Consider the following 12,153-nt stretch of genomic DNA (forward strand, 5'->3'; position numbering starts at 1 on the left):
TCTCCTGTCGCCGCTTCGTCAGCCCATCCTAGCGCCCGAACAGCGCAACCCGCAACAGCCGCAGCGCCAGGGCGCGCGGCATCCCGACCGGGGTGCGGCGTCCGGCCAGCACATCCCGTCGGGCGAGTGTATAAACGATCCGCAATGGCTTCCACCGGCGCGGCCAGGCTGGCGGCGCGTCCGTCACGAGAGCGCGGGCCAGCGCCAGCGCTTCATCGGCCAAACGCTCATCCCCGACATGGCCCGACAGGTCCCACAGCGCCCAGACCTGCCCCGCCTGCACCAGCCAGTCAGGCGCATCCGCCTCCCCCGCCAAGGCGCGGAACAGCCCCCCACCCCGACCTACCGCATAGGCGCGCAGCTCCTCGACGTCGATCTCCGGCTCCACCACCAGGATTTCCCAGCCGTCGATCATCGCGATCAGCCCCGGCGCGGCAATGGCCCCCGTCGCCCGCATCGCGTCGATCACCGGCTCCCCCTGCCCTTTGACCCCGGCAGCATCATCGATGACGTCATTCCACCAGGCCAGCCGCATCTGACCGATCGTGGGTTCGCGGGTGGAGCGCGCGATATGCGCAAGCCGCGCGTCATAGGCCCAGATCGCCCGATGCCACGCCGCATCCGCCCCGGCATGGGCGCTCAGCAGCGCGGCAAGCGGGGACAATGCGTCATCGGGTGCGGGGATTATCGATCCTTTAACCATGTTCCTCATACACATTCTAACCAGCGCGCCTGCATAGGCGAAAAGAGTTGCCCTGCCCGGACATGGGGGGTGTTGGGCGCGACATGGGTGATTGCGGACAGATGGGCAAGCGGCACGGACATTTTACGAGCTTTCTGCCACGGTTGGCAGAGAACCAGCCCTGCGACACGCTTGCCATCGTCGCGGGAGCGATGCCCCCGTGGGCGGCATTGATTGCCAGCCTATTTGAAAGATGCCGGCTTTACTGGGCTGCGACAACGCCTTGGCCATCAAGAGAGATGATGATGCAGGGGAAGGTTCTGTCGATCGAAATCCCCCGGCTTTTCCTGCGCCGGGCCAGCGACTGTGCGAAAAACCCCAACTTTGGACAGCGCGAATGGCCTCTAGGAGGCCGCCAGTGACGATTATGTTCAGTACAGTTTCCGCATGGAGGGTCGTCCGCCAATTTGGCACGAGCCTGCGGAAAAACCGTAAAGGTATGGCTGCGTTGGAGTTCGCAATAGTCGGACCGGCCTTCCTAGCGCTGCTCCTTGCGATCTTGTACACGATGCTCATCTTCCTGGCGCAACAGATGCTCGAAACTGCGGCTCAAAGCGCAGGACGCCTGCTGTTGACCGGCTCCGCTCAAACGATGCGGTTGGCCAACGGGAATGTCGGCATGTCCGCGAACGACTTCAAAAACGCCATTTGTAACGGCACGTCCGCTACCGACGTCAATGGCCAAACGATCACTATCCCCTCATTATTGCCTTCGATGCTCTCCTGCGCCCGGCTCACGGTGAACGTGGCCACGGCGACCGCCTACAACACCAGCAACACAGCGGCGCCGACATTTATCTATGACAGCAATGGCGTATTGATCTCAACCGGTACCGGCTACAATTATCAGTCAAGCGGCAGCGGCAAGAACCGCATCATCGTCCTGCAACTGGTCTATCTGTGGCCGACAGGAAAAGGACCGCTGGGTCTCAATCTATCCAATCAGCCTAATTCCAGTCGCCAACTTGTTGCAACGTCCGTGTTCACGACTGAAGATTATTCATGCAACGGGTCGCAGGCATCATGCTGACGCGGTTCAAACAAGATACGCGCGGAGCGGTGATCATAGAATTCGCCTTCTGCCTGCCGGTGCTTTTGCTCCTGTACACAGGTGGATACTGTATATCGGACATGATCGCTTGCAGCCGCAAGGTCACTATTGCGACCCGTTCGCTGGCCGACCTCGTCAGCCGAACCATGTCTCCCGCGATCATCTACAGTGACCCGCCGAGCGCCAACGCGACATCCTATCTTAGCGCCAGTGCGGTCGTCCTGTCGCCCTACAAGCTGAATAACGCGACCGAGCAGGTTTCGCTGCTCAGAGTCTGCGATGCCACACATGCCTATGTCGTCTGGACCCAGGCCCAGACGCAGAATGGCAATGGCAGCACAGTCACCGCGACGACGTCGAGCCATACAGCCGGTACGCTCCCAACAAGCGAGGCGCAGTTGGCCAGCAACGTCGTCTCCATTCCTAGCAACATGATCACCGCAACGATGGTGCCGACTTCGCCGGACGGCTCGAACGTGTGTGGAAACCTTGCTCAGGGCAACAATAACAAGACCCAGGTCGGCACGGCTGGCGGCTGGCTGTACATGGCGACGATCACCTACAACTTCACGCCAACAGTCAGCTTCATTCCACTCGATACCCAAGCATTAACCCACACCATCTACATGGTTCCTCGCCTTTACTAGGTGCTTATATGACCAAGAAACTGCTCTCGCTCACGTCCCCAATAACATTGCCCAAGCCCATTGCTCGGCTGAAAGCCGATCAACGAGGCGGGGTGATGATGATCATGGGGTTTGCGGTCATTCCTCTGACCTTCGTGGTCGGGTTCGGGGTCGATTATTCCCGCGCCATGAGCCTGCAAACGCACCTGAACGCCGCTGCCGATGCTGCCGCATTGGCGGCTGTCGCCCCTTCGATGATCCTTCAGTCGAACAGCCAATCGACGTCTGCCGCGAGGAGCATGTTTGCAGCGCAGGCCTCCCTGGTGACGGGTTATGAGGATTTGCAGATCACTCCCACAGTTACTGAAGGCTCATCCGGGAGCGGTGGCGCCCTGGGCTATCTGCGCAAGGCTACCGTGAGCTATACGGCCAAGTCGATCAACCTATTCGGCGGGATTCTGGGCGCGGACACCATGACTGTCAGCGGAACATCCACCGCAAGCGCCGCACAGCCCCCCAATGTCGATTTCTACCTGGCGATGGACAATTCGCCATCGATGCTGCTGCCCGCAACGTCGGACGGGATTAGCAAGATCATCGCGGCGACGAAAACGTCCGAGAATGCGAACGGCTGTGCCTTTGCGTGCCATGCGCAGATTCCGAAGTCCGATAAAATCCACATCAAAGACACGCAAACGCGCAATGTGCTGCTGTCGACCCAATATTATACTGCGGGTGCCGCCAACCAGAATGTCTGGTATCGCTACAAAAGTACTTCGCCCACTGAACTCTTCGATAGTAACGGCAATACTATGCACAGCTCATCGACAATGGTCGGTGCAACGACATCGAACGGAAAGACTGGAAACAAGCGCGTTGATCAATATGTTTCAACGGAGACCGTTGTTACATATACGATCACGAACGATAATAATAACGGCCCGGTTACAGTCAACAAAGTCGTAAAAACTACGCCAACGACATACACGATTACTTATAAAAGCAATGGTACTGCCAATGCGCCGACCAGCTCTCCAGGGCAGACAAGTACCGCAACGACTACGCATGACACCGGATATTGGGCAGACGGATACTGGCTCACGCACAATTATGGAAAAATCTATGGTAGCCCTTCCAGCATTATCCTGCGCAAGGATGATGTTGTTACGGCCGCAACCCAGTTAATCCCCTTCGCGTCCAACCAGGCTTCCCAATATCAGGTGACGTACCAGGCGCAGATGTTTTCGTTCGACTGGACACGGCCTGGCGGCACCACGCCGGTCAAGACACTTAACAGTCTGACCAATGTCGCGTCTTACGGAAGCGGTTTTTCGGCTGCTTCCCTGTTCCCGGCCGATGATTATTGGTGGAAAAACTCAATGCCCACCAGCAGCACGAACATCGATGATAAAGCCACCGAAGTGACGAATATGCTCACCACGATGAAAAACCTCATTCCCAATGCGGGAACGGGTGCGCCGGGTGCTACGCCGCAAAAAATATTGTTCATCATTACGGACGGAATGTTGGACCAGCCCAATGGTGGTGGGCGCTATTTCGGCCCGATTCGGACCAGTGACATTTCGGAATGCACGGCCATCAAGGCCAAGGGGATCAAGATCGCTATCCTCTATACCCAATATTTGCCGGAATCCCTGGTCGGCGACGGTTGGTCGCAGACAAATATCGCTCCGTTTTTGCCAGCCCCGCCCTCGCCCTATCCCAGGGGCAATGCGGGAAGTTCCGATCAGGTTCTCACAGGCCTGAAAAGTTGCGCATCATCGGGCACCAACGGTGCGCCGCTGGTACAAACGGTGACGGCGAATGACAACATCACCACCGCGCTCCAGCAACTATTCTCGACGGCTCTCCAGACTGCGCGCCTCGTGCAGTAAAAGGGTAATCTGGCCACAACGGCCAGCACCGGATGGCATAGGGGCGGCCCGTTGAGCCGCCCCTTTCCTATTATTTGTAGCAGACCTTCCTGGCCGCCGCGACGACGCGGGCGGCGTCGATCAGGGCTGCTTTTTCCAGGTTGGCGGCATAGGGCAGCGGCACATCCTCATTGGTGACGCGCAGGACCGGGGCGTCGAGATCATCGAAGCCCTGTTCCATCACCACGGCGGCGATTTCCGACGCGATCGAGCAGGTCGGCCAGCCTTCTTCGACCACGACGAGGCGGTTGGTCTTTTTGAGGCTCTCCAGCACCGTGGCCGTGTCGAGCGGGCGCAGTGTGCGCAGGTCGATGACTTCCGCGTCGATGCCCTCTGCCGCCAGCGTTTCGGCAGCTTCGAGCGCAAGGCCGACGCCGATCGAATAGCTGACCAGCGTGACGTCGCTGCCCGACCGCATGATCCGCGCCTTGCCGATCGGCAGGACATAATCATCGACCTTGGGTACGTCGAAGCTGCGGCCGTAGAGCAGTTCGTTTTCGAGGAACACGACCGGATCCTGGCTGCGGATCGCGGCCTTGAGCAGACCCTTGGCGTCAGCCGCGTCATAGGGCGCGATGACGATCAGGCCGGGGACGGCGGCATACCAGGGGGCATAATTCTGGCTATGCTGCGCGCCAACGCGGCTGGCCGCGCCGTTGGGACCACGAAACACGATCGGGCAACGCATCTGGCCGCCCGACATATAGTTGGTCTTGGCCGCCGAGTTGATGATGTGGTCGATTGCCTGCATAGCGAAGTTGAACGTCATGAACTCGACGATCGGGCGCAGGCCGCCCATCGCCGCGCCGGTGCCGATACCGGCAAAACCATATTCAGTGATCGGCGTGTCGATAACCCGCTTGGCACCAAATTCATCGAGCAGACCCTGGGTCACCTTATAGGCGCCCTGATATTCGGCGACTTCCTCACCGATCACGAACACGCGCTCGTCGCTACGCATTTCCTCGGCCATCGCGTCGCGCAGCGCTTCGCGGACAGTGGTTTTGACATATTCGGTGCCGGCAGGCAGGCTGGGATCAGCCACGGTCGCCTTGACCGCGACCGGCTTTTTCGGCGCTTCAGGGGCGGTTTCGGCTTTGGCGGGCGCGGCGGCCTTGGGGGCGGGCGCAGCTTCTTCGCCACCTTCGCCCGCCATTTCGGCGATGACAGTGCCGACCTTCACGCCTTCAGTGCCTTCGGCGATCATGATCTTGCCGATCTTGCCTTCGTCGACCGCCTCGAATTCCATCGTCGCCTTGTCGGTTTCGATTTCGGCCAGGATGTCGCCCGAACGGACGTCATCGCCTTCCTTGACCAGCCATTTCGCCAGCGTACCCTCTTCCATCGTCGGCGAGAGCGCCGGCATCTTGATTGCGATACCCATTAATATTGCTCCACCAGCACGTCTGTATAGAGTTCGGCCATGTCCGGCTCAGGCGAGGTTTCGGCAAAGTCCGCCGCTTCGCTGACGATCTTGCGGATGTCCTGGTCGATCTTCTTGAGTTCGTCCTCACCCACGCCTTGCGCGGCGAGATAGGCTTTGACGCCTTCGATCGGGTCGGACTTGTCGCGCATCGCCTGCACTTCCTCACGCGACCGATATTTGGCCGGGTCGGACATGGAATGGCCACGATAGCGATAGGTTTTCATTTCCAGCAGGATCGGGCCATTGCCGCCCTGCACCCATTTCAATGCTTCCTCGGTCGCGCCGCGCACGGCCAGCACGTCCATTCCGTTGACCTGGATACCGGGAATGCGGAAACTTTCGCCCCGGCGATAGAGCTGGTCCTCGGCCGATGAGCGGTTGACGCTGGTGCCCATCGCGTATTGATTATTTTCGATGACGAAAATGATCGGGAGCTTCCACAATTCGGCCATGTTGAACGATTCATAGACCTGGCCCTGGTTGGCCGCGCCATCGCCGAAATAGGCGACGCACACGCCGCCATCGTCATTATATTTGTGGGCAAAGCCGAGGCCTGCGCCCAGCGACACCTGCGCGCCGACAATGCCATGGCCGCCGAAAAATTTATGTTCGACGCTGAACATATGCATCGAACCGCCCTTGCCGCGGGAAATGCCCGCTTCACGGCCCGTCAGTTCGGCCATGATGACGTTGGGATCGATGCCGTAAGCGAGCATATGGCCATGGTCGCGATAGCCGGTAATCACGCTGTCCTTGCCGGGCTTGAGCGCCGACTGGATGCCGACCGCGACCGCTTCCTGGCCGATATAGAGGTGACAGAAGCCACCGATGAGGCCGAGGCCGTAAAGCTGCCCGGCCTTTTCCTCGAAACGGCGGATGAGGACCATCTGCCGGTAGAATTCCAGCAACTCTTCCTTGGATGCCTTGTAATCAGTGGGAGTTTCAGGGCGAGGCCGGTTATGGTCCGCGCCGGCAGCGGGTGCAGCCGCCTTTGCCGTTGCGCGTGAAGGACGCGGCGTCGTTGGTTTCGCCAAGGCTCTTATCCTTTTGCGTGGGGTAGGATGGAAGGAAGGGCGATATAGCGGCAGAACCGCCAATAATGCAACGGCGGACCCCGTGGAATCGGGGCATAACCAATGGCAGACGCAAAAATATGATGGCTCGGAGCGCGCTGCGTCAAATGTGAGGCAGTCGCGCGCTCCAACTTTTTATTGTCGCATCGTTTCAGGCGGAAACCCGGTTCCCACTTTTCCGCACGATGCTCAGTTGAGTGGAACGATCACTTCATCATGATGGATGACGCCAAGCTGACGGCGGATCAGTTCGTCGGCCAGGTCGGGATCGACGCGGCGGGGATCAAGCGCTTCGACGCGGTTGCGCAGTTCTGCTTGCGCTGCCTTGGTCGTTTTCAGTTCCGCCTTGGCCGCGCGCAGCTGGCGCGAATAGTCGCCCCACGCCAGCACCCCATTCGACCCCAGCACGACATAACCGGCAAAGACGAGCAGGAGCAGCAGCGCGACCGCCGGGCCAAAGGCCGAGAAAAGAAGGGAACGAAGCTTCGCGATATGCGCCATGGCCAAGATGAATCACAGGGAGGGGCTGGCCGCAAGTAAAAAATGGTTAACTTGCGGCCAACCGAATCCTGACGGATTTTAGCGGAAGATCGAGCGCCCGGCGTAAACCGCGATGTCGCCCAATTCTTCCTCGATACGGATGAGCTGGTTATACTTTGCGAGCCGGTCGGAGCGCGCCAGCGAACCGGTCTTGATCTGGCCGCAGTTGGTGGCGACGGCCAGGTCGGCGATGGTCGCATCCTCGGTCTCGCCCGAACGATGCGACATGACGGCGGTGTAGCGCGCGCGATGCGCCATGTTGACCGCCGCCAGCGTTTCGGTGAGCGTGCCGATCTGGTTGACCTTGACCAGCAGCGAATTGGCCAGCCCCATGTCGATGCCCATGGCCAAACGCTTGGGATTGGTCACGAACAGGTCGTCGCCGACCAGCTGGACCGAACCGCCAATCTTGTCGGTCAGCGCCTTCCAGCCCTCGAAATCATCCTCGCTCATGCCATCCTCGATCGATTTGATCGGATAGTCGGCGCACAGCGCAGCAAGATAATCGGCCATTTCGACCGGGCTGAGCGACAGGCCTTCACCCGAAATCTCATATTTGCCGTTCTTGAAAAATTCGGTCGCGGCGCAATCGAGCGCCAGCACGACGTCGTCGCCCGGCTTGTAGCCCGCCTTCTCGATCGACAGCATGATGAAGTCGAGCGCGTCGCGGGTCGATGCGATGTTGGGGGCAAAGCCGCCCTCGTCACCGACCGAGGTTGCCAGACCCTTGTCATGCAGGCCTTTTTTCAGGGTGTGGAAGATTTCCGACCCGATCCGCACGGCGTCCGCGATGCTTTCGGCCCCCACCGGCATGATCATGAATTCCTGAAAATCGATCGGGTTGTCGGCATGTTCGCCGCCATTGATGATGTTCATCATCGGCACCGGCAGGACATGCGACGACACGCCGCCAACGTAGCGATAGAGCGGCAGGCCGCGTGCGTCGGCAGCCGCCTTCGCCACCGCCAGGCTGACGCCCAGGATCGCGTTCGCACCCAGGTTCGATTTATTGTCGGTGCCGTCGAGTTCGATCATGGCTGCATCGACTTCGCCCTGATCTTCGGCATCATAGCCGACCAGCGCGTCGGCGATCTGGACATTGACCGCCTCGACTGCGCCCAGCACGCCCTTGCCCATGTAGCGCGACTTGTCGCCGTCGCGCTTTTCCACCGCTTCATAGGCGCCGGTGGATGCGCCCGATGGCACGGCGGCGCGGCCGAAGCTGCCATCCTCAAGGCTGACATCGACTTCGACGGTGGGGTTGCCCCGGCTGTCGAAGATCTGGCGGGCGTGAATGTCGAGAATGGCGGTCATGGTCGCTCCCTGAAATATGGCCTGCGCTGCGGCAGGACGCCTATTTTCGCGCTCCGCTTAGCCAGCGACCCGGTACTTGGCAATGCAGAGGGGCTTGCATGGGCCGAAAAAATGCCGATGGTCGAAATTGGAACGGCTACGGAACTGTGAGCGACCACAAAGCATTTGACCAATGTATCATTTGCCGCGTCGCGCGCCCCAGCCGCGCAACCGAAAGGGAGACTTAGGACCATGGCCGACACGCCCGAAACCCCGCCCGTCAAGAGCGCGACGAAGAAGTCGGTCGGCAGGCCGCGCAAGGCCAAGCCGGTCGAAGCCACCGCCGCCAGCGTTCCTGCGGTGAAGCCCGTCAAGGCTGCGGCGGTGCGCAAAACGCCCGTGCGCAAGACTCCTGCGGCCAAGACGGCCAAAAAGCCGGGCAATGGTGCAGCCTCCACCGGCTGGGCCGCGCAGATCGCGCCGATCAAGGCGAAGGCCGAGCAAGCCGCCAAGTCCGCGACCGATGCGCTGGGCGCTGTCGATTGGAAGTCGCATATCGACCCGATCAAGGAACAGGCGGGTAAAACCGCCAAGTCCGCCGCTGGCGTCGCCAAGGAAAAGACCGGCACGGCCATGCAGAGCCTGGCCAAGCTGATCGCCGATACGGCAGGCACAGTCGATGCCAAGCTGGGTCCGCAATATGGCGACTATGCCCGGCAGGCGGCCGAATCGGTCGCAGGCGCTGCGGACTCGCTAGACAGCAAGGATGTCGACCAGCTGATGACCGAAGCGCGCGACTTCGTGCGCAAAAGCCCGGCGGTCGCGATCGGCGCGGCGGCGGTGGTTGGCTTCGTGCTGATGCGCCTGGCCAAGGGTTCGGACAGCGACGCCTGACATCTGCGCAAAAGCTCTTACAAGCGGGGCGGAGGGTGATTTGACAGAGATGCCAGCGGAAACGGCGGTGACGCCGCACGCCGACGGGCCGGACGATAGCGCGCCCGATGAATCGGTGCGCGACGTCTTTGCCCGTCTCTATGCCGATGGCCGTGCCTATGCGGCGGCGGAAGCGGACAAGCAGAAGGCGCGCGCTGGGCTGATCGGCGCAGGGGTGCGCGATGCGGCGATCTTTGCCGGGGTTGCGATCATGCTGGTCTTTGCCACGCTGGTCGCGTTCCTGATCGGCCTGATCATCGCGCTGGCGCCACAGCTTGGCCCGCTTTGGGCGACCTTCGCCGTGCTGGGTGCCAGCCTGCTGGTGGCGATCGGCCTGTTGCTGCTGGCGAAGGCACGGATTTCCCGCATGAAGAAAGCGATTACGCCATGAGCGGTGCAGGGCGCTATCAAGAGGCTGCCGCGCGGGCGGAGGCGGCGAAACAAAGCCTGATTTCCAGCGCTCACGCGGCCAAGGCGCGTATCACGCCTGCCCGGCTGAAGCAGGATGCCACGGCCAAGGTGGTGGATGTTGCCATGGATGGGATGGCCTATGCCGCCGCCACCGCGCGGCAGCGGCCCGCCATGGTTGGCGCGGCTGGAGCGGCCCTGCTCCTCTTCCTGGCCCGTCGCCCGCTGGCGGCACTTTTCGGTCGGCTGGGCGTTCAAAATGACGACACAAACCCCGACCATTCGGAGACTGATGATGGCTGATATTCGCGCCCAACTGAGCCGCGTCCGCGAAGCGGCGAATGATGTCGCGACGAGCGCGACCGACAAGATCAAGGATGGCACGGAAAAGGCGCGCGAAGGCGCGGGCGAACTGATCCAGACCAGCCGGGAAAAGGCAAGCGAAGCCTATGGCGACGCACGCGACCGCACGCAGAAGGTCGCAGCGCGTGCCAACCAGATCGTGCAGGAGCATCCTGTCGTTGCTGTCGCTGGCGCAGTCGCGGCGGGCGCGGTGATCGCGTGGATGTTCCCCAAGAGCCGCGCGGCGATGAAAGCCCTGCCGGGCCTGGCCAGCACAGCGGGTGCGCGGTTGGTCGAGGCAGCGCTGGCTGCGCGGTCGGTCGCGTCGGATGGCGCGGAGACGATCAAGCAGGGCGCAAGCGACCTGGCCGCCACCGCGCGCAAGACCGCTGCGTCGAGCGACCTGCCCGCCAAGGCATCGCACATGACCGACGATGTGGTCGCGATGGTCAGCGCCAAGGTCGATGCCCTGGCCGATGCGATCAAGGCGCGATTGCCGAAAAACTAATCGCAACGGCGGCAAAAGCACGCCGCTGCGGCCTCTGCCCCCCTTGGATGGACGCTGCACCGCTGCTAGGAGCGGCGTTCACCCACAGGAGGACAGATAACGCCATGAGCAAAATGCATCTGGTGATGGGCGGTCGCGTTACCGATCCACAGACACTGGAATTTCAGGACCTGAGCAAGGTCGATCTGGTCGGCGTGTTCCCTGACTATGCGTCCGCCGAAAAGGCATGGCGCAGCGCGGCACAGCGGACGGTCGACGACGCGGAAATGCGCTATGTAATCGTGCATCTGCACCGGCTGCTGGAACCGGACCTGCCATCGGCTTGAACTTTCATGCTAGCTTTGTTGATTGCGACCGATAAAGCCACTCTCCTCTGAGGATATGGCTTTTCGTCATTCCTTCACCGTCATCCTGAATTTATTTCAGGATCCATCGTGCGCCAAAAGCCGCCGCTGGGGACGAGAAATGGATGCTGAAACAAGTTCAGCATGACGGTGAAGGAGGGGGCAGTTCCATATGCGATAGCCCTTCTCGTGAAGGGACGTTAGGTGGAGGTGTACTGCCGACGCTCAGCTTCGCCTGGCTTCACCTCCTCCCCGCCGGGGAGGAGTGGAGGGACCCATGATCGGATTTGGGGTTAATTCAGGGGCTGGGGCGGTTTGCGGAAGCGCCAGCGCAGCAGCGGGCGCGTCAGCACCAGCCCCACCAGAAAGCCGCCAATATGTGCGGCGATGGCGATTTGGCCCAGGTCGCCAAGCCCGCCCGCGGTCGCGATGCCGATCATCAGTTGCAGGCCGATCCACGCCGCCGCCAGCCAGAGCAGGCGCACGATATTGGCCGACAGTGGCCCGATGCGGCGCACCGTCTGCTGGCTGTAGAGCAAGGCATAGGTCGCCATGATCGCCGAGATCGCGCCGCTCGCGCCAACCATGGGGTTGGTCGATCCGGGGTCGATCGCCCATTGCGCCGCGCAGGCACCATAAGCGCCGACGAGGTAAAGGCAGAGCGTACCCCCCTTCCCCAGCACCTGTTCGACCTGCCGTCCGCAAAAGACCAGCATCAGCAGGTTGAAGCCGATATGCAGCCAGCCCGCGTGGATCAGCGCGCAGCTGAGCGGCGTCAGCCAGGCCGGGACCGCCGCCATGCCTTCCAGCAGAGCAGGGTCGCCAATCCGCGCCGGGATGAAGCCGCCAATGATGGCGGCGTCATCGGTGCGGCCGGTGAAATGGAGCAGCAGGAATGCGACGAAAGTGATCGCCGCAATCCCGTTGGTCATC

At 61.2% G+C, this 12,153-nt stretch carries 15 protein-coding genes; 9 read left to right on the plus strand and 6 right to left on the minus strand.

Annotated elements, in window-relative coordinates; genetic code table 11:
* Positions 1–28: 28 nt before the first annotated feature.
* On the minus strand, positions 29–712 hold the full coding sequence (locus ACODR8_RS04200) for a hypothetical protein (protein WP_489006083.1): 684 nt from the start codon (positions 710–712) through the stop codon (positions 29–31).
* A gap of 74 nt (positions 713–786) precedes the next feature.
* On the opposite strand from ACODR8_RS04200, the gene ACODR8_RS04205 reads away from it, so the two are divergent.
* From ACODR8_RS04205 to ACODR8_RS04220, 4 genes are read left to right on the plus strand one after another with little or no spacing between them, the layout of a single operon-like run.
* Positions 787–1,104: a hypothetical protein gene (locus ACODR8_RS04205; protein ID WP_489006084.1), complete on the plus strand. Its 318-nt coding sequence runs from the start codon at positions 787–789 to the stop codon at positions 1,102–1,104.
* Positions 1,105–1,109: 5 nt separating this feature from the next.
* Positions 1,110–1,772: a TadE/TadG family type IV pilus assembly protein gene (locus ACODR8_RS04210; protein WP_489006190.1), complete on the plus strand. Its 663-nt coding sequence runs from the start codon at positions 1,110–1,112 to the stop codon at positions 1,770–1,772.
* A complete protein-coding gene (locus ACODR8_RS04215) occupies positions 1,745–2,440 on the plus strand; it encodes a TadE/TadG family type IV pilus assembly protein (RefSeq protein WP_489006085.1) in 696 nt (231 codons plus the stop codon). Before ACODR8_RS04210 ends, ACODR8_RS04215 begins: the two co-directional genes overlap by 28 nt.
* Before the next feature lie 8 nt (positions 2,441–2,448).
* The gene (locus ACODR8_RS04220) at positions 2,449–4,314 is read left to right on the plus strand and encodes a TadE/TadG family type IV pilus assembly protein (protein ID WP_489006086.1); all 1,866 of its coding nucleotides are present in this window, start codon (positions 2,449–2,451) and stop codon (positions 4,312–4,314) included.
* 70 nt (positions 4,315–4,384) lie between these two features.
* On the opposite strand, the gene ACODR8_RS04225 is transcribed toward ACODR8_RS04220, so the two are convergent.
* The 4 genes from ACODR8_RS04225 to eno form a co-directional block, all read right to left on the minus strand.
* The gene (locus ACODR8_RS04225) at positions 4,385–5,737 is read right to left on the minus strand and encodes a pyruvate dehydrogenase complex E1 component subunit beta (protein ID WP_489006087.1); all 1,353 of its coding nucleotides are present in this window, start codon (positions 5,735–5,737) and stop codon (positions 4,385–4,387) included.
* Positions 5,737–6,813 (minus strand): pyruvate dehydrogenase (acetyl-transferring) E1 component subunit alpha, encoded by a 1,077-nt coding sequence (pdhA, locus tag ACODR8_RS04230; protein ID WP_489006088.1) that lies wholly within the window; start codon positions 6,811–6,813, stop codon positions 5,737–5,739. The genes ACODR8_RS04225 and pdhA overlap by 1 nt, the downstream gene beginning before the upstream one ends.
* A gap of 228 nt (positions 6,814–7,041) precedes the next feature.
* Positions 7,042–7,353: an FtsB family cell division protein gene (locus ACODR8_RS04235; RefSeq protein WP_119744283.1), complete on the minus strand. Its 312-nt coding sequence runs from the start codon at positions 7,351–7,353 to the stop codon at positions 7,042–7,044.
* 78 nt (positions 7,354–7,431) lie between these two features.
* Positions 7,432–8,706: a phosphopyruvate hydratase gene (eno, locus tag ACODR8_RS04240; RefSeq protein WP_489006089.1), complete on the minus strand. Its 1,275-nt coding sequence runs from the start codon at positions 8,704–8,706 to the stop codon at positions 7,432–7,434.
* Between the two features lie 231 nt (positions 8,707–8,937).
* On the opposite strand from eno, the gene ACODR8_RS04245 reads away from it, so the two are divergent.
* From ACODR8_RS04245 to ACODR8_RS04265, 5 genes are all read left to right on the plus strand, one after another.
* Complete coding sequence (locus tag ACODR8_RS04245; protein ID WP_489006090.1) at positions 8,938–9,579, plus strand: hypothetical protein; 642 nt, start codon at positions 8,938–8,940, stop codon at positions 9,577–9,579.
* 40 nt (positions 9,580–9,619) lie between these two features.
* Positions 9,620–10,009, plus strand: a complete 390-nt coding sequence (locus tag ACODR8_RS04250) for a phage holin family protein (protein ID WP_119744286.1) — start codon at positions 9,620–9,622, stop codon at positions 10,007–10,009.
* Entirely contained in the window at positions 10,006–10,329 is a 324-nt protein-coding gene (locus ACODR8_RS04255) for a hypothetical protein (RefSeq protein ID WP_489006091.1), read from the plus strand. The genes ACODR8_RS04250 and ACODR8_RS04255 overlap by 4 nt, the downstream gene beginning before the upstream one ends.
* The gene (locus tag ACODR8_RS04260) at positions 10,322–10,876 is read left to right on the plus strand and encodes a hypothetical protein (protein WP_489006191.1); all 555 of its coding nucleotides are present in this window, start codon (positions 10,322–10,324) and stop codon (positions 10,874–10,876) included. Before ACODR8_RS04255 ends, ACODR8_RS04260 begins: the two co-directional genes overlap by 8 nt.
* 104 nt (positions 10,877–10,980) lie before the next feature.
* The gene (locus ACODR8_RS04265) at positions 10,981–11,202 is read left to right on the plus strand and encodes a DUF4170 domain-containing protein (protein WP_294137210.1); all 222 of its coding nucleotides are present in this window, start codon (positions 10,981–10,983) and stop codon (positions 11,200–11,202) included.
* A 311-nt stretch (positions 11,203–11,513) separates the two neighbouring features.
* Here ACODR8_RS04265 and ACODR8_RS04270 read toward each other — a convergent pair whose 3' ends face one another.
* Positions 11,514–12,152, minus strand: coding sequence for a rhomboid family intramembrane serine protease (locus ACODR8_RS04270; RefSeq protein ID WP_119744290.1), 639 nt, complete (start codon positions 12,150–12,152; stop codon positions 11,514–11,516).
* Between the last annotated feature and the right edge of the window lies 1 nt (position 12,153).

It is taken from the genome of Sphingobium sp. FG58 (genome assembly GCF_057809055.1).